Origin of the sequence: Streptomyces sp. NPDC086147 (assembly GCF_040702165.1) — a bacterium.
Taxonomy (GTDB): domain Bacteria; phylum Actinomycetota; class Actinomycetes; order Streptomycetales; family Streptomycetaceae; genus Streptomyces.
Map to the genome: position 1 here is coordinate 37,327 of NZ_JBFBJO010000010.1, position 25,967 is coordinate 63,293.

Annotated in this window: 23 protein-coding genes and 3 pseudogenes; 10 read left to right on the top strand and 16 right to left on the bottom strand. The window is 70.7% G+C overall.

From position 1 onward, the window contains the following. Nucleotides 1-533: 533 nt before the first annotated feature. The 3 genes from AB0398_RS21970 to AB0398_RS21980 form a co-directional block, all read right to left on the bottom strand. On the bottom strand, nucleotides 534-2,012 hold the full coding sequence (locus AB0398_RS21970) for a hypothetical protein (RefSeq protein WP_366377290.1): 1,479 nt from the start codon (nucleotides 2,010-2,012) through the stop codon (nucleotides 534-536). A gap of 810 nt (nucleotides 2,013-2,822) precedes the next feature. Further along, a complete protein-coding gene (locus tag AB0398_RS21975) occupies nucleotides 2,823-3,560 on the bottom strand; it encodes an ATP-grasp domain-containing protein (protein ID WP_366377484.1) in 738 nt (245 codons plus the stop codon). A 108-nt stretch (nucleotides 3,561-3,668) separates the two neighbouring features. Further along, the gene (locus AB0398_RS21980; protein ID WP_366377291.1) at nucleotides 3,669-4,481 is read right to left on the bottom strand and encodes a hypothetical protein; all 813 of its coding nucleotides are present in this window, start codon (nucleotides 4,479-4,481) and stop codon (nucleotides 3,669-3,671) included. A gap of 139 nt (nucleotides 4,482-4,620) precedes the next feature. On the opposite strand from AB0398_RS21980, the pseudogene AB0398_RS21985 reads away from it, so the two are divergent. From AB0398_RS21985 to AB0398_RS21995, 3 genes and pseudogenes are all read left to right on the top strand, one after another. Next, nucleotides 4,621-4,983 (top strand): annotated as a pseudogene (locus AB0398_RS21985) (SUMF1/EgtB/PvdO family nonheme iron enzyme); the annotation flags it as partial. 32 nt (nucleotides 4,984-5,015) lie between these two features. Continuing rightward, a pseudogene (locus AB0398_RS21990) lies at nucleotides 5,016-5,369 on the top strand (aminoglycoside phosphotransferase family protein); the annotation flags it as partial. 466 nt (nucleotides 5,370-5,835) lie between these two features. Next, complete coding sequence (locus tag AB0398_RS21995; RefSeq protein WP_366377293.1) at nucleotides 5,836-6,174, top strand: hypothetical protein; 339 nt, start codon at nucleotides 5,836-5,838, stop codon at nucleotides 6,172-6,174. A gap of 319 nt (nucleotides 6,175-6,493) precedes the next feature. On the opposite strand, the gene AB0398_RS22000 is transcribed toward AB0398_RS21995, so the two are convergent. Then, complete coding sequence (locus AB0398_RS22000) at nucleotides 6,494-6,961, bottom strand: hypothetical protein (RefSeq protein WP_366377294.1); 468 nt, start codon at nucleotides 6,959-6,961, stop codon at nucleotides 6,494-6,496. Between the two features lie 22 nt (nucleotides 6,962-6,983). Beyond that, on the bottom strand, nucleotides 6,984-7,514 hold the full coding sequence (locus tag AB0398_RS22005) for a hypothetical protein (protein ID WP_366377295.1): 531 nt from the start codon (nucleotides 7,512-7,514) through the stop codon (nucleotides 6,984-6,986). Between the two features lie 102 nt (nucleotides 7,515-7,616). Here AB0398_RS22005 and AB0398_RS22010 point away from each other — a divergent pair, with 102 nt between their 5' ends. After that, nucleotides 7,617-8,672 carry a TerC family protein gene (locus AB0398_RS22010; protein ID WP_366377296.1) on the top strand — a complete coding sequence of 352 codons (1,056 nt, stop codon included), beginning with the start codon at nucleotides 7,617-7,619 and terminating at the stop codon, nucleotides 8,670-8,672. Nucleotides 8,673-9,490: 818 nt separating this feature from the next. Here the strand turns inward: AB0398_RS22010 and AB0398_RS22015 are convergent. The 3 genes and pseudogenes from AB0398_RS22015 to AB0398_RS22025 form a co-directional block, all read right to left on the bottom strand. Then, nucleotides 9,491-10,120, bottom strand: a complete 630-nt coding sequence (locus AB0398_RS22015) for a TetR family transcriptional regulator (RefSeq protein WP_366377297.1) — start codon at nucleotides 10,118-10,120, stop codon at nucleotides 9,491-9,493. A gap of 14 nt (nucleotides 10,121-10,134) precedes the next feature. Further along, the gene (locus AB0398_RS22020; protein ID WP_366377298.1) at nucleotides 10,135-10,716 is read right to left on the bottom strand and encodes a sugar O-acetyltransferase; all 582 of its coding nucleotides are present in this window, start codon (nucleotides 10,714-10,716) and stop codon (nucleotides 10,135-10,137) included. A gap of 89 nt (nucleotides 10,717-10,805) precedes the next feature. Further along, nucleotides 10,806-11,956, bottom strand: a pseudogene (locus tag AB0398_RS22025) (FAD-dependent monooxygenase). Between the two features lie 52 nt (nucleotides 11,957-12,008). Here AB0398_RS22025 and AB0398_RS22030 point away from each other — a divergent pair. After that, nucleotides 12,009-12,566, top strand: a complete 558-nt coding sequence (locus tag AB0398_RS22030; RefSeq protein ID WP_366377299.1) for a TetR family transcriptional regulator — start codon at nucleotides 12,009-12,011, stop codon at nucleotides 12,564-12,566. Nucleotides 12,567-12,826: 260 nt separating this feature from the next. Here AB0398_RS22030 and AB0398_RS22035 read toward each other — a convergent pair whose 3' ends face one another. The 4 genes from AB0398_RS22035 to AB0398_RS22050 are packed head-to-tail and all read right to left on the bottom strand — an operon-like array spanning nucleotide 12,827 to nucleotide 15,139. Then, entirely contained in the window at nucleotides 12,827-13,528 is a 702-nt protein-coding gene (locus tag AB0398_RS22035) for a hypothetical protein (RefSeq protein ID WP_366377300.1), read from the bottom strand. Nucleotides 13,529-13,547: 19 nt separating this feature from the next. Continuing rightward, nucleotides 13,548-14,030: a hypothetical protein gene (locus AB0398_RS22040; RefSeq protein WP_366377301.1), complete on the bottom strand. Its 483-nt coding sequence runs from the start codon at nucleotides 14,028-14,030 to the stop codon at nucleotides 13,548-13,550. Then, nucleotides 14,027-14,344 carry a hypothetical protein gene (locus AB0398_RS22045; protein WP_366377302.1) on the bottom strand — a complete coding sequence of 106 codons (318 nt, stop codon included), beginning with the start codon at nucleotides 14,342-14,344 and terminating at the stop codon, nucleotides 14,027-14,029. The genes AB0398_RS22040 and AB0398_RS22045 overlap by 4 nt, the downstream gene beginning before the upstream one ends. Before the next feature lie 45 nt (nucleotides 14,345-14,389). Further along, nucleotides 14,390-15,139, bottom strand: coding sequence for a DJ-1/PfpI family protein (locus tag AB0398_RS22050; RefSeq protein ID WP_366377303.1), 750 nt, complete (start codon nucleotides 15,137-15,139; stop codon nucleotides 14,390-14,392). Nucleotides 15,140-15,334: 195 nt separating this feature from the next. On the opposite strand from AB0398_RS22050, the gene AB0398_RS22055 reads away from it, so the two are divergent. Next, nucleotides 15,335-16,273: a helix-turn-helix domain-containing protein gene (locus tag AB0398_RS22055; RefSeq protein ID WP_366377304.1), complete on the top strand. Its 939-nt coding sequence runs from the start codon at nucleotides 15,335-15,337 to the stop codon at nucleotides 16,271-16,273. A gap of 116 nt (nucleotides 16,274-16,389) precedes the next feature. On the opposite strand, the gene AB0398_RS22060 is transcribed toward AB0398_RS22055, so the two are convergent. Then, nucleotides 16,390-18,117, bottom strand: coding sequence for a protein kinase (locus AB0398_RS22060; RefSeq protein WP_366377305.1), 1,728 nt, complete (start codon nucleotides 18,115-18,117; stop codon nucleotides 16,390-16,392). 175 nt (nucleotides 18,118-18,292) lie between these two features. Between AB0398_RS22060 and AB0398_RS22065 the strand changes: the two genes are divergently transcribed. Continuing rightward, a complete protein-coding gene (locus AB0398_RS22065) occupies nucleotides 18,293-18,925 on the top strand; it encodes a DUF6368 family protein (RefSeq protein ID WP_366377306.1) in 633 nt (210 codons plus the stop codon). Between the two features lie 129 nt (nucleotides 18,926-19,054). Here AB0398_RS22065 and AB0398_RS22070 read toward each other — a convergent pair whose 3' ends face one another. Together AB0398_RS22070 and AB0398_RS22075 are read right to left on the bottom strand one after the other, a co-directional pair. Then, nucleotides 19,055-19,489 carry a hypothetical protein gene (locus AB0398_RS22070; protein WP_366377307.1) on the bottom strand — a complete coding sequence of 145 codons (435 nt, stop codon included), beginning with the start codon at nucleotides 19,487-19,489 and terminating at the stop codon, nucleotides 19,055-19,057. Between the two features lie 48 nt (nucleotides 19,490-19,537). Then, nucleotides 19,538-20,878 (bottom strand): phospholipase D-like domain-containing protein, encoded by a 1,341-nt coding sequence (locus tag AB0398_RS22075; RefSeq protein WP_366377308.1) that lies wholly within the window; start codon nucleotides 20,876-20,878, stop codon nucleotides 19,538-19,540. Between the two features lie 401 nt (nucleotides 20,879-21,279). Here AB0398_RS22075 and AB0398_RS22080 point away from each other — a divergent pair, with 401 nt between their 5' ends. The 3 genes from AB0398_RS22080 (at nucleotide 21,280) to AB0398_RS22090 (ending at nucleotide 24,954) form a co-directional block, all read left to right on the top strand. Further along, on the top strand, nucleotides 21,280-22,230 hold the full coding sequence (locus AB0398_RS22080) for an aldo/keto reductase (protein WP_366377309.1): 951 nt from the start codon (nucleotides 21,280-21,282) through the stop codon (nucleotides 22,228-22,230). Between the two features lie 291 nt (nucleotides 22,231-22,521). After that, nucleotides 22,522-23,916 carry a signaling protein gene (locus AB0398_RS22085; RefSeq protein ID WP_366377310.1) on the top strand — a complete coding sequence of 465 codons (1,395 nt, stop codon included), beginning with the start codon at nucleotides 22,522-22,524 and terminating at the stop codon, nucleotides 23,914-23,916. 168 nt (nucleotides 23,917-24,084) lie between these two features. Further along, nucleotides 24,085-24,954, top strand: coding sequence for an alpha/beta hydrolase (locus AB0398_RS22090; protein ID WP_366377311.1), 870 nt, complete (start codon nucleotides 24,085-24,087; stop codon nucleotides 24,952-24,954). A gap of 63 nt (nucleotides 24,955-25,017) precedes the next feature. Here the strand turns inward: AB0398_RS22090 and AB0398_RS22095 are convergent, their stop codons facing one another. Continuing rightward, nucleotides 25,018-25,935: an NAD-dependent epimerase/dehydratase family protein gene (locus AB0398_RS22095; RefSeq protein WP_366377312.1), complete on the bottom strand. Its 918-nt coding sequence runs from the start codon at nucleotides 25,933-25,935 to the stop codon at nucleotides 25,018-25,020. Between the last annotated feature and the right edge of the window lie 32 nt (nucleotides 25,936-25,967).

Consider the following 25,967-nt stretch of genomic DNA (forward strand, 5'->3'; position numbering starts at 1 on the left):
GTGGGTCGAGCGAGAAGGCCCGAACCGACCAACCCCACGCGAAGCCGTCATCGAGGTCGCTGTCAACGACCAGGACGAGCCAGTACCGGTAAAGCTGGGCGAATAGGCCTCAAAACTCCAAGGGCCGACATCCACAAGCCCGCCCAGGAGCAGCGAGACGCACTATGAGCGCTGGGAGTGCAGTGGGCGTGGACAACCACCAGCCCTCGCAACCACACCGGTGAAAACAGCCCCTATCCGCTCCCACCCCACCCTGAGCGCACCCACCGCACCTATGAGAACACCTGAAGCTGAGCAGTCGACGGGTCCTCCGCCTCAACGGACTCCGGGGCTCGGCGGCCAGGGCCGTCAGGCCGTCGTGCTCCTGGCCCGTGCCCGTATGTAGGGCGCAGTTCCAGCGGCGGGAGGTGGGTCTGGGTCCATTCCCGTGCGGGGAGCAGTGGGGTCGGTGGGCTTCCGTGCGTGGCATGTGGGGGCTTATCTGCTTGCCTGGTGCGTTCTGGACCGGGGCTGGGGCCGTCAGTCCGTGGTGGTCAGGCAGTGGTCGAGGAGGGCGTGGATGCGGGAGGCGGGGAGGGAGGGTTGGCAGCGGCGCCTTCGGCGGTGTGGGAGGTGGTGAGAAGGGTCTCCAGGGTTTCGGGGGTCAGGGAGGGATTGACGGCGGCTGCCCGACGTATGGACGGGTCGGGGTCGTTCAGCGGGGGGCGGTCGGTCAGGGTGGGGTCGGCCGCGGCCAGGGCGCGTACCTGCGGGTCTGGGTGGTTGATCAGGTGGGCGGTGCCGGTGCGAGGGAAACAGGGCAGGGTCAGCAGGTGCGGTCGGTGGACCGGGCGGGTGACGAAGACGTCCAGGAGGAGACGTGGCGGAGCCAGGGGGTGGTGGCAGGCCAGGTCGACGCGTACCGCTTCGTCGTCGTCCTGCGCGAGCTTGTCGACGAGTTCGGCAGGCAGGCGGGGCGACCTCGCCGCGACCTGGCGAAGCACCGGTTCCCCGGATGCTGCGCAGGCGGCGAACCATTCGGGTGAGGAGTGGATGTCGGGCTCAATGATCGGGCAGGTGCAGTCCGGTCCGTGGTCGACGGTCCAGTTGAACCAGCTGTACTCGTCCCAGGTGCGGGGGAAAGGCCTGAGGCGTACCCGCATGCGCACGCCGTCGTCCGGGTCCTGCTTCAGCTCCGCGATCAGGTGCGGTTCCAGGTCGGGGCGGGCGGCGATCAGCGCGCGGACCTCGGCCTCGGGGTGGCGGGCGAGCCGGGCAACGGCATGGGCCGGGATGTGGGGGTTGCGGGCCAGGGGGAGCGCGATGCCATCCGCGAGGCACTGGTCGACGACCGCGTCGGGCAGGGCGCACGTGGCAAACACAAACAACCTGCCGCGCGCGTCGCAGTCCGGCAGCTGGGCCTCCACCTGTCGCGGGTCCAGCATCCAGTCGGCTTTCTCGGCCGCTTCGCGGACGGCGGGGTCCGGGTCGTCGAGCAGCCCCTCTCGCTGCTCGGGGGTGAGCGAATCCCAGCTCTGGGCGGCCCGTATTCGGAGCCCGGAGTGCTCGCGATCGGCCAGGGAGCGGCGGAAGGACAGCGGCATCTGCCGGGACGATTCGAGCTCTGATCTGATCTCTTCCGCAGTGAGCCTTCCGTCGTCGCCACCGTCCTGCGCGGTCAGGAGGGCGACGAGGATGTCGTCCGGGAGGGGCCGGACATATCGGAGCCTGAAGCCGCAGTTGGGATCGGGGCCGCCGGCGAGCCGTGCGCGGACGAGGCCCGACGGGTCCCTTGCCAGCGGAGCGAGCCTCGCCGGATCGATGAACCGGTTGCGGGCCAGCGCGCCACGGATATCTTCGGCCGGATGGCGCAGGGCCGCATCGACGACAGTGCAGGGCAGGTCACGGCCCTCGCACATCAGCGGGCCGGCCTTCCCCGCCACCGGGTCGAGCAGACGTATCAGCGCCTCTGCGGGCGCGGCCGCGTTGAAGGCGATACCGCGCAGCCACAGGGCACGAAGGAAGTCGGGCATCTCGCGATCCTGCCACCTGTCCCTTCCGGGCCGAGCCGGGCCGACAGTGGCAGCAAGCTGTGCGGTCCAAAGCGTGAACAGAGCGGTACCGCGTCCCAGAGCGGGCCTGGCGCCCGGCCTGACCCGCGCGCGCCATATCGGCACGGGCCGGCCCGATCCCTATCTGCCTTCGGCCGTAATCATGGTGCTGGGGGTGCGGAGCCGGACACCGGCCGCGATGGTGCAGCCCCGATCGACGAGCAGCTGCCGCACCTCGCCGATCGCCCGGGTGACCGTGGAGCGGTCGACACTGAACGAACCAGCAGGCCGACACGTCGTGAGTGGCACCGTGGCGAAGGTGGACGAGGGCGGCCAGAAGCCGACCGATGAAGACCAGCCGGTACTTCGCGCCAGCGCCGACGGCCCGCTTCCGCGGCCTGGGCTGCAGTCTCGCCTGGTGTCGCTCGTGCCATAACGGGCCCGTCTCGGCCACGAGTTCGGCGATCACCTCGGCCGACAGCCCCGTGATCCGCCGGTCGCTGATGATCGCTGCACGAGATCTGTTCCCCACCACATGAACGTGATCAGCGATCACGATCCGGCGTCGTACCGCTAACCGTGCACGAGCTCATTAGTCATACGGCTCACGCGTGCCTTGTTCTCCGGCTCACACCACGGCGCGGTCCGCCGACCGGGCCGCGCCCGAAAGATCAAGAAAGATCACGTTCTCGGCCCTTGGTCTCCGGCATGCGATCCTGGCCGAACCGGAAGCATCGGCTTCTGGAGTGCGGCCGGGTCGGTCGCCGGGAAGTCCGGTTCGCGCAGTGCGGATCAGTGCCGTTCGAACGCCAGGTCTCTCGGCCGCAGGTGCTCGCGTGGCCCCGCCGCCCGCAGGACCACGTCCAGCACCCGAGCCGGGTCGGCCGCGTAGGCGTGCGAGAACCACGCCATGTTGGCCTCCACCACGGCCCAGCGGTGCCCCGGGCGGTACGGGTCCAGCAGTTGCCCGACGTCCACGACGACGGCACTCGGCAGCGTGTGTCCGGCTGCGGCGGCCAGTCGGTCGGCGAACTCCGTGATCTGCGCGGCGGTGGTCCGGTCCGCGCGGTCCGTACCGAGCGGGCGGGGGTCGAGCCGGCCGAACACCGCGTACCGGCTCGCCGTGGCGATCCGGCCGTCCAGCAGGAACAGCCGGTACTCGGCCGCGAAGGTCGCGACGTCGGACAGCAGCACCGGTGTCGCCGGATCCAGGGAGGCGGGCAGCCGGGAGCCGTCGGTGTAGACGTCGGCCGGGAAGGACTTGTCACGAGGCGGCTTGACGAACGTCGGCCGGTCGATCGCCCACGCGTCCGCGATGGTCCCCGCCCGTACCCGGCGGCCGGTGAACTCTTCCGGCAACTCGGCGAGCCAGCCGTCCGCCGGCTCCAGCAACGCGAACCCGAGCCGGCCGGCCAGCCGCGCACCCGCGACCGGTCCGCCGTACCAGTACGCGGGGCCTGCCAGGCCGGGCTCCTCCGCCGCTCTGACCGGCATCCCCCGGCCCGCCGCCTCTACGGCCAACAGTTCCATCGTCGACGTCCGCCGCCCAGGCATGACCAGCACCGCGAATCCCTCCTTCACTCCGTCGCGATCAGAAATCAAGCTCCAGCCTCGCACCGCTGGCCATGTACGGGTTCGTCAGCCGTCGAGGAGAAAGAGCACCCCCATTACGGCGTGGAGGACGATCAGGGCGCTGCAGCAGACGACCAGGACGGCGCCCGCGTAGGTGTCGACCAGGTGCGTGAACGGCGGCACCGGCACCAGCACGTCCGACGGGTCCTCCGGAGGGTGGGCCACGGTGATCGTGGGACCGGCCTCGCCGTGCAGGAAGCCTCGGTACGTCCCGGTCGCGTCCGGGTAGACGTACCCCCCGCGGGACATCGTGGCCCGGGTGGCGGTCACCATGACGCCGTGCCGGTACAGCCAGCGTTCCCGCCGCGCGCGGATCACCCCGTACAGGCCCGGCCACAGGCCCAGCCAGGCGAGGCCGCCGACCAGGACCGTGAGGAGCACCAGGTCCCATCGGTCCAGCGAGCCGGCCACCACGCAGAGGACGACGAGCGCCAGCAGGTGCCACAGCGTGCCCCGCAGGATCCGGCGGTGGAACCTCATCCGCCAGGTGGGGGCGAGCGAACGGACCACCGCGAACGGGGCCCCGTCGACGTCGTCGCTGTCCGTCCGGTTCGCCAGAATCGCGTTGACCCCGTCGGCGAAGGCTGTGGCCGCCGCCTCGTCCACGTCGTCGATGCGGTGGACGCGCGGCGTCGCCCCGGCCTTCGACCGCAGTTCGATCAGGACCGAGCGGCCCTCGGCACGTATCCGGCCCAGCCCGTCGGGGGTGAAGGTGACCTGCTCGCGCGGGAGGTCGAGGACCAGTCCGATGTCCTCGACGAACAGAACGGCCCCGTCCCGGCCTCGGAGCACCGGGAGGGAGGAAATGGAGATCGACATGGGCGTGATCGTAGAGCGGGATGCCGTTCCGGTCAGCCCCTCGGTTCCCCGCTCGTCCCACCCTTCCGGGGGAAGGGGGCGGTGAGGGCCGCCGCGACGCCCGGCCGGCGGGTTCGGCCCGGTTCCGGGGTGTGGGGCGCTGGTCGTGACGAGTGCGGCGCCGTCGTTCGGTCCCGGGCTGTCGAACCGGCGGGCTCGGCGCAGTTGGTCGGTCGAGCTTGTGCCCTGCCAGCTCGCGGCATCCCCGGTCACCCAGGCGTTGTACGCACAGATCACAGGCCAGCGGCCGAGTACCGCCCGTGGGGACCGGCTGCCCGTCGAGCGCGTCTCCTGGTGGGACGCGGTGCGGTTCTGCAGCGCCCTGTAGCAGTGGGCCGGCCTCACGCCCGCGTACCACTTCCGCGCCGAGGCCGAAGACGTCGAGTGGGACGCGTCCGCCGACGGGTATCGGCTGCCGACCGAAGCCGAGTGGGAGCACGCCTGCCGCGCCGGGACGACCGGGTGCGGGGTCGATCCGGCGACAGCGTGATCCTCATGACGGCTGAAGACGAAACGCTGGTCGGCGGGATGGTGAACACGGGGGCGGTCTTCCGCCGGGGGGGGAGTTGGTGGAACGACCGGCACCGCGCAACACGCGCCCTGCATGCCCGTCTCCTTGCGCTGAAGGAGCACGGTTTCGACGCGGCGCCGACCCCTGTCGGTCTCACCGCGGATGGGCGTGAGCAGCTGAGCTTCCTTCCCGGGGACGTGGCTCTGCCGCCGTTCCCGGAGTGGGCGATGACGAGTGCCGCCCTCGAATCGGTGGGGAGTCTGCTGCGGCGTCTGCGTGAGACCAGCGCGGCCGTCGCGGTCGACACCCGTGCCGAGGGGCCTCCGGACCTTGCCGACGGTTACGACCTCTCGGCAAAGGGCCGCGCCGAGTTGCCCGGCGTCATCGACGCAGGCCATGGAGGTCTGCCGGGTGTTCGTCCTCGGCGGCCTGGAACCGGTAGGAGTCGGTTCCGGCCTGGATCAGCATGCGGCTAGCGCTGGGACCACGTCCGGTGTTGTGGCCTCGCCGCTTGGAGCTGGGCGACGGCGGTATCGGTGTAGCGAGCGGTACAGAGCACGGTGGTGTTGAGGACCAGGCCGGGAGGAGCGCCGGCTGAGCCGTCGTCGCCCGCCCTGAGTGATGCCGTCCGGCCGGCACTCGCAGGGCTGGTGGCCCGCACAGCAGCCGACCGGTCGGTTGCTGTGCGGGCCTGCCCTTGTCCACAGCGTTCTTGAGCCGGTGTCGTGTCGCTCGGGGCAGGGTACGCCCCGCCCTGGGTGGCATGAAGCCGACGGGGCGGGGGTGGGGATGAGTCGCGGGAACGTGGACAAGGGCTGTCTGGCGCTCGGGCTGGTTTTTCTGCCCTTCGGGCTCGGGCTCGGGTACGTGCTGGTGGTGGGGGCCTGGCGGTTCGGGCGCTTCCTGTGGACCACGGGCGTGCCACGGCTTGCCCAGGGCGATCCGATGGCGTGGACCGTCCTCGGCATGGTCCTTTTCTTCGTCGCGGTCGTGGTTCTCATTCACTGGGACGCAGGCCGGGACGGCCCGAACCCCCGGCCCGGCCGGGCGGTCCATCGGGGAGAGGACTGGCACTGGCAGCCCGATCGGATCGAGTACCCGCCGAAGCCGAAGGACACTTCCCGACGTCCGCCCTCCCCATGACCCGCCCCCTCTCGACGAGACGTGACAGGTGCGGGTCCGCCACCGGTCGGCAGCGGCCCGGATACGCCAAGGGCGTCCACCGTCAGGCAGACGACATGCCGTGCGGAGTGGGCGCGGCACCGCTCGCATGCTGCCGGGCACGCCACCGTCCGCTCCCCGCCGACGCCGCGGTTCCGAAAGGCGCGCGCCGCCCGTGCGCCGCATCTGCCTGTGGGATACGTCGCGATCCGGCTGTGGGACACGGCAGTCGTCCCTCGTCGTGGTTCCAGGGAGTCCGGAGTGGAATGGAGCAGTGGTCAAGAGGTGTGGGTGGGCTGGTTCAGCTCTCGCTGCCGTGGTTGAGACCGTTCCTGGCAGCGCTGCGGATCCGCTTGGTGCGGCCGAGTTCGGCGAGGATCTCGACGGCCTCGGTGTTCGTCCCGACGGCGACCTTGGACTGGAGCCAGTCGGACGACGCGAGCAGGTCGTCCGGTCGCCAGGGCAGCTTGAGCGTGACAGCGCGGAAGAGTGACCACTCCCGCAGGCGCCGGGTCAGGAAGGGGTGGTCGATCGTGGCCCGGGTCATCGCCTGCGCCCACTCCTCGTAGGCGGGACCGGGATGGAGATCGGCGGCTCGACGGTCCAGGTGTCGCAGCACGGCGGACCGGGCCATGGTCCGGTCCGGATCGGTGAGCACGCGGCTGACCAGTTCGGCCTCGTTCGGGCCGGCAACATGCCTCAGCCTGTCGAGGTGGACCGCGAAGCGGACGTGCTCGTCCGGGTTCTGCGGGATGTCGTGGACGTTCATGCGGCTCGCTCCTCGTACTCGATCAGAATGCCGTTCTCGGATGGTGCGCCCGCGCGAACCGCCGCCGACGCGGCACGTACGACCCCGGGCTCATGATCGGTGACGGTGCCACGGGCTCTTGGCGGGCGCTCGCCGAGGCGTTCCCGGCCGCCAGGCTGCGCAGGCTATCGGCCAGGGCGATCAGCTCCTCGGCACTGTCCAGACGGACGCCGAGCAGGGCCAGGACCCACGAGTGGGCCCGGCCGGGCCGGACCTCCGAGAGGACCCCGTCGGCCCAGACGTAGACGAGGTCACCGAATGACAGCCTGTGCGGGGAACGCAGCGGCAGCACCTCGGAGATCTTCGGTGACCTACGGCGCCACGGGGCCAGGGTCTTCGAGGAGAACCGCAGCGGACGGCAGGGTCCGGCACAGCTGGTCACCGTGGGTACCGACGCCGTGGATGTGGCCGACACCGTCGTCGGACGCCGGCTCTCCCCGATCGCGAAGCCCACCCCGTCCGCGCGCCGTGGCTCGGGCTCGTCCGGGTCGAGGTGTTCAGCCTTGATCACCACGCGGGCTTTCACCGGCTCCGCATGCTCTTGGGAGCCCAATGCCGGACACTCCTGTTATAGGACCCGCATTGTTTCACGCAGTCCGACGTGAGGGTGTTCGGTGTGCTTGATGTCCCGTTCTGGTTGTGGGGGGCATTCGCCGCGACGGTGGTGGTGTCGCTGGCGGTGGACCTGTTGGCCCATCGCACCGCGCACGTCATCGGTTTCAAGGAGGCGGCCGCGTGGAGCGGCCTGTGGGTGGGCCTCGCCCTGATTTTCGGTGCGGTCGTCTTCCTCGTGCTGGGTACGACGGCGGGTACCGAGTACACGACGGCCTGGCTGCTGGAGAAGAGCCTGTCGGTCGACAACCTGTTCGTCTTCGCCGTGATCTTCGCGTACTTCAAAGTGCCCCGGGCCTATCAGCACCGCGTGCTGTTCTTCGGCGTCATCGGCGCGCTCGTCTTCCGCGGGATCTTCCTCTCCCTCGGCGTGGCCGTGGTCAGCCGTTTCACCGCGGTGCTGTTCGCCTTCGCCGCGGTGCTCTTCTACAGCGCCTACAAGCTCCTCAAGGACGAGGAGGAGAATTTCGACCCGGGCAAGAGCTTCGCCGTGCGGATGCTCCGCAAGATCATCCCGGTGCGGGACGAGTACGCCGGGGCGAAGTTCTTCGTCAAGGAGGCGGGCAAGCGGGTGGCGACGCCGCTGCTCGCGGTGGTCGCCGCGATCGAGGCCGCCGACCTGATCTTCGCCGTCGACAGCGTTCCGGCCGTCCTCGCGGTCAGCGACGACGCGTTCATCGTCTACACCAGCAACGCGTTCGCCATCCTCGGCCTGCGGGCCCTGTACTTCATGCTCGCCGGGCTCCTGGACCGCTTCCACTACCTGAGCAAGGGCCTGGCAATCATCCTCGCCTTCATCGGCGTCAAGCTCGTCCTCCAGGCATCCCACAAGATGATCAGCCCCGACATCCCGGAGATCCCCTCCCCCGTCAGCCTCGCCGTCATCGTCGTCGTCCTGACGGGTTCCGTGGTGCTCAGCATCAAAAGGCCCGCTCCCGCGAGCACCACGGAACAGACCGGCGAACAGTCGGCCGCTCCCCCGTCCCCGGGGCAGCCCGGTCGGCCGCCCGCGGCAGATGATCCTGATCCCCCTGCCGGTCCGACGGATCGGGATGATTGACCTCCTCACCCATGGCAAAAAGTCGGAAAACTTCCCCGCATGCCCATATGGACATACAGTAAAGATATGGTCAAAAGGAAGCTTGAAGCCGAAGTGTATGAGTGTCCGGCCTGCAAGCAGTCCGTGCCGGTCGTACTGCACCGCCACAAGACCCTCGGTGTATTCGTCGCCGTACCGGGCCCGGGCACGTGCCAGAACCGCGACTGTCCCGACTACCGGTTGGACCCCAAACACAAACACCCCCCGGCCCGGTATTGATCCGAAGCCCTCGGACAGCCGGGGTGCGTCCCTGCGGGTGCGTTGCCCGGCGTAGGCAGACCGGGGCGTCACCGGGTGGCGAGGACGAAGCCGGCGGCGGCGACGCCGGACTCGCCTCGTTGAACAGTGCGCTCACCACGTTCGACCGGCAAGCGGATCCTTCATGTCCGAGGTGTCGAAGCGGTAGGACTCCGTCGCCTGGAGGTCACCCGGCTCACCTGGGTGCGGGCGAAGAGGGTGTGCCGGGCGAGGTCCGAGATCCGCCATTCCGCCACGAGGTCGGCACCTTCAGGGGCACCACCGCGCACGACGAACGGCACGTCCGGCCCGTTGAGTGCGAGCAGCGCCGCCCGGACCTCCTCCGTGGAACACGGGCCGTACCGCGGTCGGGGTGCTCGGTTCCGGTCAGCCTGGCGAAGGAGCCCATACGCTCAACCTGCGAAAGCTCCGGCCTCGACCACAACGCCTCCCCGCGGCGGGACCGGATCCGCCCGCCCGGCGCCGTCGCGCGACCGTCAGGTCCTCACGCGCCGCGGAGCACGGTCATCCCTCCTCAAGGTCTACACACGTTGCGCGTCCTGAGCGGGTGCCTGCGGGAGCCCGGTGTCAGGGCCGGGCCCCCGCAGGCTGTCGGAGGGGCGCGTCCGGGCGGTGGTGGTGATGCGCCTGACGGCTTCGCTCGTGAGCTGCCGGTCGTGCGGTGCGGTGTCGAGGGCGCGGTGAAGGGCGAGCCCTTCGACAAGCGCGTCGAGCTGGCGGGCCGTGTCGGCGTCGAAGTGGCGTTCCAGGAGTTGTCGGCTGCGGATCATCCACTTCCGTGTCAGTTCTCGGTACTCCGGGCGCCGGGCCGCGAGGGTGTAGAGCTCGTGGGCGAGGATCAGGTCGCGCTGCGGTCCCTCGGAGAGTTCGTGGATGAGGTCGGTGACCGCTTCGCGCGCCTGCTCGGCGCTGTCGGCCGCGTTCAGGTGCTGCTCGAAGAGATCGGCGACGTGGCCGGCGAAGCGGGTGAAGGCTTCGCGGAGCAGTTCGTCGATGCCTTGGAAGTGGTAGGTCATCGAGCCCAGCGGCACGCCGGCGCGGGCGGCGACCTTGCGGTGGGAGAGGCCGGCGACGCCTTCGTCGGCGATGTGGTCCAGGACGGCGGTGAGGATGCGCTCGCGGCGCTGCGGATCGGTGTGTCCGGTGCCCATGGGAGCCGGGGGCCTCAAAGGTCCCGGACGGGCCGGGCGGGGCTGCCGACCGCGACGACGTTCGCGGGGATGTCCTTGGTGACGACCGATCCGGCACCGATGACGCTGTTGTCGCCGATGCTCACGCCAGGGCAGACGATGACGCCTCCGCCGAGCCAGACGTTGTCCCCGATGGCGATGGGGAGCGCGGCCTCCAGCTTGTCCCGCCGGGGCTGCGGCTCCAGGGGGTGGGTGGGGGTGAGGAGCTGGACGTTCGGGCCGATCTGGCAGTCCTCGCCGATGGTGATCGCCGCTACGTCCAGCGCGGTCAGGTTGTAGTTGACGAAGGTCCGGGCCCCGACGGAGATGTTGCTGCCGTAGTCCACGTACAGCGGCGGTCGCACCTCGATCTCCTCGCCCGCGAAGCCGAGCAGCTCGCCGAGGAGGGACCGGGCCGCGCCGGGGTCGTCCAGGAACGCGGTCCGGTAGCGCTCGGCGAGCCGCATGGCGCGCCGCTGCCTCTCCGCGATCTCGGGATCGTCGGCGATGTAGAGATCGCCCGCGAGCATGCGCTCCAGGTTGGTGCGCGGGTCGTCGGCGAAGTGGTCCACCCTCATGCGTACGATCGTACGCTCCAGAAGGTACGTTCGTACACTCCGGTCCTCGAAAAGGGTCGGAGTGTCACCTCCTGCCGTGCGCGGACCCGTCAGCCCAGGTACCGCGCCACCGCTTCCTCGGCCTCGGTCACGTCCGCGTCCTCCGCCGCCCAGGCCACGTGTCCGTCGGGCCGCACCAGGACGGTCGTCCGGCGGTCGCCCGCCCAGTGCTTCACGGTCAGCCTCTCCTCGCGGACGACGGAGCCTTCGTGCGTCACGGGCGTGATCACGAGGAGGCCTTCGGGCGTCCGGCCCCGGACGGCCATGGCCAGTTTCCAGCTCAGGTTGGCGGCGTCCTGGAGGCCCGTGTTCATGCCCTGCCCGCCGGCCGGGGAGTGGATGTGCGCGGCGTCCCCGGCGAGGAAGACCCGCCCGACCCGGTAGTGCAGCGCCTGGCGCTCGTCACTGTGGAACGGGAGAGCCGGCGGGCGTCGTGCATGCCCTGGTCGGAGCCCAGGGCACGGCGGGTGATCTCCCTGACCTCGTCGAGGTCGAGCGGGGCGTCGTCGAGGACCTCGTTGCGGCGGTTCCAGCCCATGACCCGGTACCAGCCGTCACCGAAGGAGGCGATCATCACGAAGGCGTCGCCGCGGCCGTTGACGGCGAGGACTCCTTCGGGCTTCTCCGCCGGCCGGATATCGGCGAGGATCAGCGACTTGATGACGGAGGAACCGGGGAAGTCCAGGCCGATCGCCTCCCGCACGGCGCTCCGGTGGCCGTCGGCGCCGACGACGTAGGCCGCCCGGCGGGTGACGACCGTCCCGTCCGCGCCGCGTACGTCGAGGTCGACCCCCTCGTCGTCCTGCCGCAGCCCCACGACCTCGCTCTCGTGGGCGAACTCGACCCCGACCTCCCGGGCCCGCCGCTCCAGGAGCCGCTCGACCTCGTACTGCGGGGTGACGAGCAGGAACGGGAAACGCGAGGGCAGCGTGCCCAGGTCGAGGGAGAGGCGGCGGAAGAGCCGCAGGCCGGTGACGGTGTCGCCGGTGGCGAGGAGTTCGTCGGCGAGGCCGCGGGCGTCGAGCTGCTCCAGGGTACGGGCGTGGACACCGAAGGCGCGGGAGAGGTTGCCGATCCCGTGCGGTCGTTTCTCGACCAGGGCCGCGGCGACACCGGCGACGGCGAGGTCACCGGCGAGGAGGAGGCCGGTGGGGCCGGAGCCGACGACGATCACGGAGCGGTGGGTGGCGGTGGGGTTCACGGTGGCCTCCTGTTGCCGCGCCTGCTTGCCGTCACTCGCGTACGAACGTTCGTTGGCCAACGCTTGTTGGCAAGAACATCGAGGTGTCCGGGAGGGAGTCAACGCGCGCTTCGCGACCGACGGCTACGAGCGAGCCACCGTCTGCGCCATCGCCAAGGACGCGAACATCGATCCGTCGATGGTGATGCGGTACTACCGCAACAAGGAGGGCCTCTTCGCGGCGGCCGTCGCCATCGACCTGCGGCTGCCGGACATGGGCGGGGCGGACCACCGACGGGACGCCGGGCGGATCCTCGTCGAGCACTTCCTCGACATGGGGGAGAACGACGAGGTCCTCACCGCCCTGCTACGGGTCTGCGTGACCAACCAGGCCGGAGCGGAGCGCATGCAGAGCGTCCTGCGGGACCAGCTGCTGCCGGTCGCCCGGCAGGTGTGCCCCGACCCCGAGCAGGTCCCGGCACGGGCGGTGCTCACGGCGTCGCAGCTCCTGGGGCTGGCGCTCACGCGGTACGTGCTGCGCATGCCGCCGGCGGTGGAGCTGACGCGGGCGGAGATCGTGGCATGGCTGGCACCGACGATCCATCGGTACCTGACCGCCCCGAATCCCTGAACCTCCTGACGTGTGGCGGTACGACAACGGCAGGGCGGGCCGGCTGAAGTCGGACCATGCGGTCGCCAGGACGTCGACGCGGACCTCGATCGCGAACCGCTCCGCCTCGTCGTCCTCGATCGGCATGAGGCGCTCCCACGGCTCCTTGCCGAACGGGGCGGCCTCCACCGGCGTTCTCCCTCTTCCGTCTCTCCCCCGCCCGCGATCAGTCGCACCTCGTCCCGGGTCTCAGCCCCGCGCGGGGTCGGGTCACCGCCCGTTCAACCGCATGCATGGACCTCCCTCTTTGCCTGGCAGCGGAAGAACGGGCCGCTCAAGGAGACCCGTACGGGCATGGGCTTGCCCGCTCGGCCGTCCGTCACGGTCTGGCAGGCGTACTCCTTCATCTCCCGCTCGACGGGGACGAGAACGGCCCTGGGAATGTTGTCGCAGCGCACGAGATCGGGCGCGTAGGAGACGTAGACGGCGTTGGCGGCACCGTCCCGGGTGAGGATCGCCATACGGGGTTCGGCGCCCCACTTCAGGTCGTTCGGCGCGTCCGGCAACGTGTGGACGAGGATGTCCCACTCGACCTTCAGACCCTCCCACGTGCTCACGCACACGGCCCGGTCCCCTTCCTTCGCCTTGAGGGACGCGGGGCATCGGGCCGTTGTCGTGCCGTCCGTGTTGGCCATGTCGAGAACCTTCTCGCGCAGGCCGAAGGCGACGGTCTCGTGGAAGGCGGCACCGGGTGGCGGCGACGGGTGCAGTCCGCCCGTCGGTTCCGGCACCGGCTTCACGATCTTCTGGGGCAGCTCCGAAAAGACGGGTTTCGGCTCGGAGGCGTCCTCCGCACCGGACCCGCACCCCGTGAGCAGCAGGGCGAGGAACCCGGCAGCCGCGATCATCTTCATGCGCATGGCGGAAACAGTAGTGACACCGACCGGCCCGCCGCCGCCTGGAACAGGGGCCAGGATCTTCACGGCAGCCGGCGGCACGCGGTCACACTCCCGTGGTGGAGCCGGGGCGGATGATCATCAGTACGGTGACGGTGGCCCACAGCAGGTTGAAGACGCCGGTGAGCATGGCGAACCGGACCGGTCGCGGGGAGTTCGGCACCGGTGCCGCGGGGAGACCCGTCAGCTCGGCAAGGGCGCGGTCCTGGCCGGGCAGGATGAGCAGGGCCAGGACGCAGGCGGCGAGCGCGGTCAGCAGGATCGAGATGATCAGCCAGGCGTCGCCGAGGACGCCGAGGCCACTGGCCGTGACGAAGCCGAAGAGGGGCACGGCCACGCCGACGCCCGCGTAGACCCGGCAGATGCGGTGCAGTGTCCGCAGGGTCGCCCGGGCGTCACCGGCGTCACCGGCGTCGACGGTGCCGAGAGCACGGCGCAGCGTCGCGGGGAACATGCTCGCGGCGACGGTGACGGGGCCGACGGTGATGATGGCGGCCAGGACGTGCAGGGACAGGAAGAGCTTGTTCACGCCTGGCGCCCCGGGGCGGTCCGGCGCTCGCCGGTGACCTTCGAGGACGGAAGGCGGCCGGCCTTGGAGGTGCCCCGGAGGGTGTCGCCGTCGACCGTCACGTCGAACGCCAAGTCGAGCCGCATGGGCTTGGTGATGGACTGCTTCCAGGTGAGGCGGTCGCCGTCGAGGACGATGTCGCCGAGCGGTACCTCCTCGCCTGCTCCATGGGCGACGCCGGTCAGGACGGCGTCCTGCTCACGGAGTTCGACGACGGCCTTCATCCTGCCGATAGGGGTGGAGACGGACAGGTCCCAGGTGCCTTTGACGGACATGTTCTTCCTGACTGTGGTCGAGCGGATCGGTGAGGGGGTGGAAGGTCAGAGAGTGGCGGGGGCCGGGCCCCGGGCGCGCCAGACGGTGCCGCGCCGCTCGTGGGCGAACAGCTCCTCGACGGCGTGGGCGATGCGCGGGCCCAGCTCGCGCTCCAGCAGGTACAGGCCCAGATCGAGCCCGGAGGTCACTCCGGAACCGGTGATCAGGTCGCCGTCGTCGACGACACGGGCGCGAACCGCGTGGGCGCCGGTGGCGTCGAGCATGTCCAGGCCCAGGTGATGGGTGGTGGCGTGACGCCCTTCCAGCAGGCCCGCCATGGCCAGGACGAGGGAGCCTCCGCAGACGGTGGCGACCGTGATGTCCGGGTCGTCCATCGCCCGCTCGAGGAGTGCGGGGAGCTCGGTGGTCAGTGTGCGGCCCAGCAGTACCGGGATGAACTCGTCCTGCTTCCGTTCACCGGCGCCCGCCTTTTCCTCGGGAACCTCACCGACGCCCGCCTCCCCCTCCGGAATCTCGCCGGCGCCCACCTCTTCCTCGGGAACCTCACCGGGCTCCCCCACACGGCCGGAGGCGCCGGGCACCAGAAGCACGTCCGCCCGCTCCAGGTCGAGGGCGCCCGTAGCGCGCAGTGCCAGCCCTCCGGTGCCGCTGATCACCTCTCGGGGGCCTTCCGCGGAGACCAGCTCGACGGTCACCGCACCGCCCGACGCCATACCGCCGGCGTACAGCACCTCGTAGGGGGCGATGACGTCGAGCGGGTCGAAACCGTCGAACAGGACGACTTGGATGTGCACGGGCGTTCCTTCGGGATCGTTCTCTCTCCGGCGCCTTGGAGTCAACCTTCTGCCGATCCGGCCGGACAGTGGCATTAGTGACGGCTTTCAACGGAAAACCGCCATGGCCTTCCGAGAGCGTGAGAAGCGCCGTGAACTGGGACCACGCAGGTACCGGTTCCACTTCTTCGATCCGTGGGGAGATAGGTTTCAGCCGTGCACACCGTCGCCGTTCTCGCGCTGGACCAGGTGATCCCGTTCGACCTGACCACGCCGATCGAGGTCTTCTCGCGGACCCGCCTGCCCGACGGACGGCCCGGCTACCAGGTGCGTGTGTGCGCCGAGCACGACGAGGTCGACGCCGGGGCCTTCGCCCTGCGTGCCCCTTGGCGCCTGGAGGACCTCCGGGACGCGGACACGGTCATCGTGCCGGGCGTCACCGACGTCACGGCTCCGCTCTCCCCCGCCGTGCGTGACGCGCTGCGGGCGGCCGCCGCCGAAGGCACCCGGATCGCCTCCATCTGTACCGGCGCCTTCCCCCTGGCCTCCACCGGGCTCCTCGACGGGCTGCGCGTCACGACCCACTGGCAGGCGGCCGGACTCCTGGCCGCCCTCCACCCGGACGTCGACGTCGACCCGGACGTCCTCTACGTCGACAACGGCCGGTTCCTCACCTCGGCCGGCGCGGCCGCGGGCCTGGACCTGTGCCTGCACATGATCCGCCGGGACTACGGCTCGGCGGTCGCCGCCGACGCCGCCCGCCTGTCGGTGATGCCGCTCGAACGCGAGGGCGGGCAGGCACAGTTCATCGTCCACGACCACACCCCCACGCCGCAGGGCTCCGAACTGGAGACGCTGCTCACCTGGCTTCGGGAGAACCTGGCCCGCGACCTCACGCTGGCCGACATCGCCACGCGGTCCGGGACCAGCACCCGGACCCTGATCCGGCGGTTCCGCGACCAGACCGGCACCACCCCGCTCCAGTGGCTCCACCGGGCCCGCATCCGCCAGGCACAGCACCTGCTGGAAACCACGGACCACTCCGTGGAGCGCATCGGCGGCCAGGTCGGCTTCGGCTCTCCCACCACGTTCCGCGACCGCTTCAAACGCACCACCGGCGTCAGCCCGCAGACCTACCGGCGCGCCTTCGGCTGAACCGGAGGCCGAAGCGACCGCTGACCGGTGTCAGCCGGCGGAGCACCGGCTGGGCGTACGCCGCCACCAGCCCCGCCGTCCGGCCGCGGCGCCGGCCGGGACCGTGGCAGTGCCGGTCAGCGCGGTACGGCTTCGCGCAGGTCCCACCACCGGTCGTTCCACCGCCACCATCCGGCGGAGTCACGCTCGGCCCAGGTGTGGACGAGTCGGCCCTCGTCGTCGCCGAGGACGAGTTCGACGTGTCCGTTCCAGCGGGAGGTGCCGTCGAGCCGGGTGTACCGGCCCGGCGGCGGAACGGGGAAGGGGCCGGAGGCCAGTCCGCCGGGACGGAGGACGCAGTGGTCGCCACTGAGGACGACCAGGGCCTCGTCGGGCAGCGGCACCGCGGCGCTCACCGGGGTGTGTTCCTCGTCCAGGACGCGGCGCCAGCGTCCGGTGGCGGGGCCCGGGCTGTACAGGAGGGTGCCCGACCGGTCGATCGCGACGAGGGCGCCGCAGGCCGCCCCGGGCCGTACGGACACCAGGCCGGCGGGGGCGCCGGGCAGCGGCGACCAGGACGCCCACCGTCCGTCCTCCTCCTGTCCGCGCTGCCAGGTACCGCCGTCCCGGTCGACGGCGTACAGCCGGTGCGGGGTCCACGGGGCGCCGGTGGCGGCGATGTCGGTCAGCGGGGCCGTGCCGGGCGTCGGCCCGTCCTCCTCCCACGCCGACCAGCCCCCGTTCGCCACGGCGGTCTCCGGGTCCGCGGCCAGTTCCCGCCGCCACAGCCGCCCGTCGCGGCCGAGGAGCCACAGGTACTGCCGGTACGACGCGGGGGACCCCACCGCCAGGGCACGGGCGGGAGCGGGGGCGTCCATCCCGTGCCATCCGCTCCAGCCGTCGTGCACGTTCCAGCCGTGACACAGGCCTCGGGAATCGGCGGCGAAGACCTCCAGGTGGGGATCGCCGTAGGAGGCCACCGCGAGCGTCGCGTGCGGAAGCAGGAGGGTCGGGGCGGGCGGCTCCGTCGTCGCCAGGTCGCGCAGCCGCCGCGCGGCCTGCCGGGCGGTCGGCCGGTCCCGGGGGTCGGGCGACAGCAACTCCCTCACCAGGGAAGCCGTCACCGGGTCCGCGCCGGTGTCCGCGAGCATGTCCACGATCTCGCCCGCCAGCCGCAGCGCCTCCTCCTCGCGCGGCACGGCGAGACGTGAGGGAAGCCTTCCGAGGAGGCACTGTCCGAGGACCATGCCGAGGGACCACATGTCGTCGGCGGGCCGCACCTCGCGCGGTCCCGGGCCGGGCGCCCGAAGGCGCTGCGGCGACATGTAGGAGGGCGTGCCGCCCAGGTCCCACGCGACGGTCTCCCGCAGGGCCGTGGCCACGTTGAAGTCGGCGATCTTCCACAGACCGCGACAGCGCACGATGTTGCCCGGCTTCAGGTCCGCGTGCACCAGGCCCCGGCCGTGCACGTGCTCCAGGGCCTCGGCCACGCCCGCGAGGACCGCGGCGGCCTCGTGGGGCGGCAGCGGGCCGGCTGCGTCCAGGTGGTCGCCGAGCGCGCGGTCGCCCAGCTCCATCACCTGCACCAGACAGCCGGCGAACGGCCCTTCCGGCGCCAGGAAGGCGTCGACGTACGCCACCGCGTGCGGGCATCCCATCAGTCGTTCCTGGATCCGGATCTCGTCCAGCGCGCGCCGGCGCTGCTCCGCGTCCCCCCGGACGTGGTAGATCTTCACCGCTCGGTGCTCGACGTGCCCGTCCAGGCCCGGCCGCACCCGTCGGGCGGGAAACACCCGCGCGAACTGTCCGCTTCCCAGCGGAGCGGCCTCGTCGACCAGCCATTCCCCCACCCGAGTCTCGGTCACGGCGGGACAGTACACCCGGGGAGGGCCGTTCAGAACTCCCAGGACGCATCCGCACCCGGTGAACGTCACAGCCGGGCCCGGGTGCGAGCACCTCGTCGTACGTGCCCTTGCCGTATTCGCCCTGCGCCGGTCCGAACCGCGGGGACCGGTGAATGATCGAGGCTAGGCTTGGGACATGTCCGGTCCGACGTTGGTGATCGAGTTGGCGGAGCCGCTCTCGCCGGCTGTGCTGCGGGAGTTCCGCGCGTTGGTGGTGGAGCTCTCCTCCCGCTTCGACGAGAAGCGGCCCGGCTTCTTCGACGTCAACGTGCCCGCGGAACGACTGGGCGTCGAGGACGGGCGGGAGGAGGACTGGCGAAAGCCGTTCCCGCTCTCACTCCTCGGCGACACCCCCGCGGACGAGGGGCTCACGGCTCTGGTGGGCTTCAACCCGGGGCGTGAGGACTGGCATCGGCCTTTCCACGTCTACTTGATGGGCCCGGATGTGGGCGACGAGACCACCTTCGAGGCCGAGCACGCGGACGAGCCGGAGGTGGAGGCCGTCCTCGGCTTCAGGCCGACCCATGCCGTCAATGTCAGCGCCGGCTGCAATCGCGAGATCGACCACGTGGCCACGGCCCTGCTGACCGCCGCCGTCATGGACGTCATCGGGGGCGTGGCCAAAGCCGAACTGCTGGACGGACAGGTGGCGGTCGTCGCCGGTCTTCCGGGGGTGTCGGGGATCGCGGACGACGACTGGATGGCGCTGGGAACGGCGGAGTTCCTGCGGGCCTGGGCCGAAGACCCCGCCTTCCGGCTGGTCAAGTAGCCCGGGCGGATCTGCTGCGGAGGCGGTGCCGTGCCCGGGAAGCACGGCTCCAGCACCTCTTCGGTGCCGCCCGGCTTGGTCGCACGGTCGCGGCCGAACGGTGTTTCCGCGTCCTGGTCCGACGAACTCCTACGCGACCCAGCAGTAGACGCTCTGGTTCCGGCGCCGGGCGCTGCCGACGAGAGCAGCCAGATCGCCGATGATCACGCCGGCGATCCGGCTGTCGATGTCCTCACCGTTCTCCGCACACAGCTGAGCCCACGAGGCGGCGACGTCGCGCAACCTGGAGTGCCCGGCGCCCACGAGCGCGGTGGACAGGCGGGGCGAGAGCGCGAAGACGACGCACCCGTCGTCGTCCTGGCCGGCGACGATCCGGGGCTCGCCGGCTTCGACGAGTTCTTCGAAGCCGGCGCCGATCAGAAGGCCTTCCCATTCGACCACGGCCTCTTCGGGATCGAAGTTGCCGAAGGAGAGAGACTCGAATCCCTGTCCCGGCCCGGTCCGGAGGACCAGACCCGCCGACGTGTCGTCCGGCGCCACGAAGAACTTCACGATGGTGCTCACCCGGGCATCATGCCCGACCGCCCGCAGCCTCGACCGACCGAGCGGGTCCTAGAAGACGCCGCCGTACTGGGACTCCGCGAGGGCGGCGGCGCGCTGGTCGCGGAAGTTCGTCACGTACGCGTCGTGCATCTCGGGGCCGGCGTACTTCAGAAGTGTCTCGTCGTTGGCGGTGAGCGCCAGACCGGTGTACGGGTGGCTGCCGGTGAAGACCAGTTTCTGGTCCTTCACGCCCTTGTACGAGCCCTCGATCAGCAGGTACTTGGTGTGGGTGGCCGTGCCGGAGACCCCGGGCGCGGCCGGGTTCGTCACGTCGTCGTTCTCCAGGCGGTGGAGGGAGATCTTCCCCTTCGCGGTCGACCGCGTCAGCCAGTACGCCGTCTCCCGGTGCGTGCCGACGGCCGCGTAGTCGGAGAGCTTGCCGTAGACGACGTCGACGTAGCAGCCCGCGTCGGCGAGCGTCCACAGCTTCTCCGCCACGGCCGGTCGCGAGATGTGCCCGTTGGCGATGCGGATCACGGTGCGGCCGTCCGCCGTGCCGTGGCCAGGGGTGTTCCCGTGGCAGACCGGAGCGGTGGTCCCGTCGGCGTTGGGCACACGGGTCTCGACCATGCTCAGGATGTTCTCGACGACGTCGGTCGAGGAGCGGGGGAAGAAGTAGCCCTTGGCCTGCCCGGCCTCCACGTCGATCGCCAGGTCGCTCACCGTCTTCGACCCGTCCGGCTGGGCCTGCGAAGCGGCCATCAGGTCGAAGTAGCGGACGTAGCCGGTGTGCAGGCCGGCGTTGTCGGTGACGGTCATCGCGTCGTTCCAGCCGGACTCGCGGTCCCACGTGGTGAGGTTGCCGGAGGACTGCACCACGATGTTCTCGACCACCGCGCCCGTGGTCGGCGAGCCGCTGCCGGTGGAGCGGGAGAACAGGAAGAACTTGTTGTGGTTCACGCCGCTCGTCCCCGCGGCCAGGCACGGCCGGCCCGCGGCGCACACCCGGAACCACGACGTCTGGCCGGGCGCGGACTGCGTCGCGAAGGCGGCCTGGAACTTGTCCCGGACCGTCTTCCCCGCCGTGCCCATCCAGGCCGCGCTGATGCTGGTGTCGTCAACGAGGACCTGCACGTTCACGTTCCGCTGGTGCGCCTTCACGAGCTGGTCGGCCAGCCAGGACGACCCGAACGCGTACAGGGATATGCGGATGGTCGATCCGCCGGGGGCGCCGTTGACGAGGCGCCCGAGGTGGCTGAGGATCGCGCCCTGTTCGGCGGTCGTGCCGGACGGCTTGTTGAAGACGACACCGGTCTTCACGTACGTCTCGTCCTGGGCGGTGGCGGACGGCGCGCCGGCCGCGAGGAGGCCCACGGTGAGGAGGGTGGCGAGGAGTCTTTTCTTGATCACGGCCGTCACCATACTGCCGGACGCGTGGGCCGCCGCGACGCGCCGAGGTCCACGGGGCCCCAGGAATGCACAGCCCGTACTCGTGTCGCCGACGAGGCAGGTCGATGCCGCGTCGCACGTGACCGCGTGCGGGCGGGCGGTCACGACCGTTGGCGCGCACCGGGTGATTCGATCGGTCAAGTTCATTGCGGAGTAAGGGAGTTGACTGGCCGGTATTACGGTGTTGTGGCCGGGTGCCCTAACCCGCCGGGCCCCGGTGAGGCCCACGCGTCGAGGAGGGCGCGGTGGGAGCGTTCATCCACGGCCGGACTGGCCTGCCTCGTCCCACTGACATAATCCGGTCACAAGCGGGGGCCGGTCGATCGGTCCCGGCAGTCGACCGCCCGCAGGAGGGTGCACCCGTGACCGCACACGAGACGACCGATCGCCTCCTCCTCGGCTGCATGGGCCTGGGCGGCGGCTGGGACGCCTCCCCGTACGCCCCTGCGGACATCGACGCCGCGGAGGCGGCGATCGAGGCCGCGCTGGAGAGCGGGATCACCGGGTTCGACCACGCCGACATCTACCGGCACGGAAAGGCCGAGGCGGTCTTCGGTGAGGTCCTGGACCGTTCGCCGGGGCTGCGCGAGCGGATCACCCTCCAGTCGAAGTGCGGCATCCGGCTCGCCGACGGGGACCGGCCCGGCATGTACGACCTGCGCGGCGCGACCATCGTCCGGAAGGTCGAGGAGAGCCTCGCCCGACTGCGCACCGACCACCTCGAAATGCTCCTGCTGCACCGCCCGGACCCGCTCGCCGACCCCGCCGACGTCGCGACCGCCCTGGAGTCCCTCCACCGGCAGGGGCTGGTGCGGCGCTTCGGCGTGTCCAACATGAGCGCGCCGCAGATGGCCCGTCTCCAAGCGCATCTCGGCCTGCCGCTGGCGGCCAACCAGCTGGAGATGAGCCTGTTGCGACGTGACTGGCTGGAGGGCGACGTCCTCGTCAACACGCCGGCCTCCGCCGCGAACGGTTTCCCCACGGGCACGGTCGAGCACTGCCTGACCCACGGCATCGCCCTCCAGGCCTGGGGCCCGCTGGCCCAGGGCCGCTACAGCGGGCGGCCCCAGAGCGAGGAGGACCGGGCCACCGCCGCGCTCGTCGCCGAGCTCGCCAAGGCCAAGGACACGACGCCGGAGACGATCGTCCTGTGGTGGCTCCAGCGCCACCCAGCCCGTATCGCCCCCGTCATCGGTACGACCAACCCGGCCCGCATCCGCGCCTGCCGCGACGCCGCGACCACGACGCCCGAACTGACCCATGAGGAGTGGTACAGCCTCTGGATCACCGCCCGTGGGGCGGCTCTGCCGTAGGGGGCGTTCCCCGCCCGGCCGGATGGTGGATTCTCACTCCTGGAGGGCACAAACGCACCCGGCGTCCGGCGGCGGGCCTCCCCCGCCGGACGTGCGAGGATTGCGGCGTCACGCAGGTGACGATCTTGAAAAAAGGGGGGCTTGCACGCTCATGTTCCATCGTTCCGCCCGCATGCTCTGCCGCGGCTCGTCGAAGGCCGCGGAGACCGTCATCCCGAGCGCCGGTCCCGATCCCGTGGAACGCACCGGTTCCGCCGTGCTGCCGCGGTCCGGAGACGAGGGCCTCGCGTCATGTCGCTGACCCGCCGCACCGTTCTGGCCGCCATGGCCACCGCTCCGGTCCTCGCCTCTGTCGAAACCGCGCAGGCACACGCCGGTCAGGCTCCCCCCGCGACCGGCGTCGTCGCCGGAAACCTGGCCGGGTACAGCCTGAACGCGGGAAACAGGTTCGACCTGCGGGCCGAACCTGTCGATCTGTTCGGCCGGGAGATCCCGCTCAAGCAGGGCACGGTGCACCAGCAGGTCGCCTTCGACCCGGTCACGGGGCTGGCCTACGTGACGCAGGTCATCAGCGACGGGCGCCGCCTGGCCGACGAGCCGGCGGCGGTTCCCGGCGCCGAGCGCGGCCGCCGGGGCGACCTGTGCGTCAACGAGGTCGCCCCTGACGGCAGCGTGGGTGCCGTCATGTACCTGAGGGGTGTCGGCCACGGAGGCGGACTCGGCGTCGAGCACGTCGACGGCCGTCCCGTCCTGTGGCTGGAGACCGACGCGGACCCGGTAGCCGACGGCTTCACGTACGGCAAGCGCATCGGCCGCGTCGCGTTCACCCCCGACGCCGTCGTCGATGCGGGGAGCGGCCTGATCGAGGTGTTCGACCCCGTCCCGGGCTCCTCCCGCACGACTCCGTCCCTGGACGTCGACCACGGCCGCATAGGGGTGCGCCACAGGTCCTCCACCGGCAAGGACGAATACCGCGTCTACGACCTCGACGCCTTCAAGAGCCGTGTCTTCACCCCGTTGTACAGCTTCCCGTGCCACTACCGCACCCAGGCCTGGTGTCTGTACGGGGACCTCGTCCACCAGAACGAGGGCAGTGCCTACAGCGATGCCAACCTGCGCCCCGGCAACTCCTGGTGGAACGTCTACGACATCACCACCGGTCTGATGATCGAGCGGAGCTTCAACACCACCGCTCTCGACCTGCCCCACCGCGAGACCGAAGCCATCACCGTCCGCACCACGCCGAACGGGCCGCAGCTCGTCTTCGGCTTCGCCACCAGAGAACCAGGACCGCGCCGCATGGCCCTCTACGGCATCACCGGCACCACCGACGGAACCGGCGACCACGTCCCGTGGACCGATCTGGAGTACGACGCCGGCGTCTACGCCCCCAACTCCTCCCACTACGTCCCGCAGTACCGTCAGCTCGGCGATCGCGTCTACCTCCACCTCCGGCTGTCGCGCAAGAACAGCACCCCGTGGACCAACGGCGAGACGGTCCTGACCCTCCCGCCGCACATTCGCCCCCACCGGACGCAGGGCATGGTCGGTCAGATCACCGGCTCCGGGATCTCCGATTCGCTCACCATCCGGTGGGAGGTCCAGACCGACGGTGCGCTGCGCATCTACGACCAGCGCGGGTTCACCGGCTGGATCGGACTCGACGCCGGATACTTCGTCAGCTGATTCCTTTCGGACACCGGGCCGCGCGGTGCGGTGGGTGCCCGGCCGGTGCGGTCGGGTGCCGACTCCTCGGCGCGGCCCGGTGGGGTCCGGTCTCCTCGGGGCCGGGCACGTCCCCCGCCGCGCGAATCCCACCGATGAGTTTCCGGAGCGGGACCGGTCTGCACGGGTATGAAGACTCACACGCTCGAGACAGCCGGCGCGGACCTCGTCTACGACGTTCGCGGGCCGCTGCCGATTGCAGACGGACGCCCGCCGTTGTTCATGATCGGGCAGCCCATGGACGCCGGCGGCTTCGCCGCGCTCGCCGCGCGCTTCCCCGAGCGGACCGTGGTCACCTATGACCCGCGCGGGCTCGGACGCAGTACCCGCAAGGACGGGCGGGACGATCACACGCCGCAGACCCAGGCCGACGACGTGCACGCCGTCATCGAGGCCGTCGGGGCCGGACCGGTCGAGATGTTCGCCAGCAGCGGCGGAGCGATCACCGCGCTCGCGGTCGTGGCGGCGTACCCCTCGGACGTGACCACCCTGGTCGCGCACGAGCCGCCGCTCATCACCCTCACGCCGGACGGCCCGGCGGCGGTGCGGGCGCGGGCCGGGGTCCGGGAGGCCTACGAGGAACGCGGATGGGGAGCCGGGATGGCCGCGTTCGTGGCCATGACCTCGTGGGAGGGAGAGTTCACCGACGCGTACTTCGCACAGCCGCGGCCCGATCCCGCCGCGTTCGGCATGCCCACGCAGGACGACGGCTCGCGCGACGATCCGCTGCTGTCCGACCGGTCGTGGGCGGTCAGCGACTACCGGCCGGACACCGAGGCGCTCGCCTCCGCGCCGACCCGCGTCGTGATCGCCGTGGGTGAGGAGTCCGAGAACGTGCAGACAGGGCGCACTTCCGTCGCGACCGCCGAGCTGCTCGGACAGCGGGTGACCGTATTTCCGAGCCACCACGGCGGTTTCTGCGACGGAGAGTTCGGTTATCCGGGAAAGCCGGACGAGTTCGCGCACCGACTGCGCCAGGTCCTCGACGGTGCTTCGTGAGCCGGTCGCCGGCCGAGTAGTCCCCTCCGCTCCGGGTGCTCCGAGTGCTCCGGAGCGGAGGGTTCAGCCGAGGAGTTCGGTGATGCCCTTCCGGTAGGAGGTGACGGTGAAGTCGGGGAAGCGCGCGGTGAATTTCGAGGTGCTGAAGATGTTGTCGCCGCGGTAGCGCGGCAGTAGTTCCTCGACCTCTCCGAGCGGTTTGACGAAGCGGCCGCCGAGGGTGAAGACGGCCAGGGGCAGCACGGTGGAGCGGATCCGGCGGCCGGTGACCTCTTCGGCCACCCGGACGAGCTGGGCGTAGGTGAGGCGGTGGGGGTCGACGGGCAGGTGCCAGGTCTGGCCGTAGGCGTCGGGGGTGTTGCCGATCAGGGCCATGGCCCGGCTGGCGTCCGGTGTCCAGATGAGGGACCGGACGGTCTTGGCGCTGACGGGGACGAACGGCTTCTTGCCGGCCTTGATGCGGTCGAAGACGAGCGAGTTGGTCAGGCTCTTGGTCTTTCCCGGGCCGTAGAACTCCGGTGCCCGGCAGATGACGGCGTCGACCGTCCCCGCCGCCATCGCCTCCAGCAGGGTCGTCGCGATTCGCGCGCGCACCCGGCCCTTGCGGCCGTTGGGTGCGAAGGCAGTGGACTCGGTCTGCGGGGTGGTCGTGCCGGGGTACATGTAGGTGTTGTCGAAGAAGACGAGCTTGGTGCCGTGCTCGGCGCAGGCGTCGATGACGTTGCGCATCATGACGGGGAACTGCCGCTCCCACAGCTCCGAGTCCATGGGCAGGCCCACGGTGAGGTAGGCGACCTCGCTGCCCCGGACGGCCCGGTCGGTGGCCTCGGGGTCGGTCAGGTCGGCCTTGACGAGCTGGTCGGTGTCGTGAATCTTCACGGGATTGCGGCTGACCAGCCGGATGTCGCGGGTGAAGCCGCGGTACAGCTCCCGGGTGAGTTCTTCGCCGATCGGCCCGTTGGCGCCCAGAACCGTGTGCATGGAATGGATCACTCTTTCGTGTCTGTTTGTGT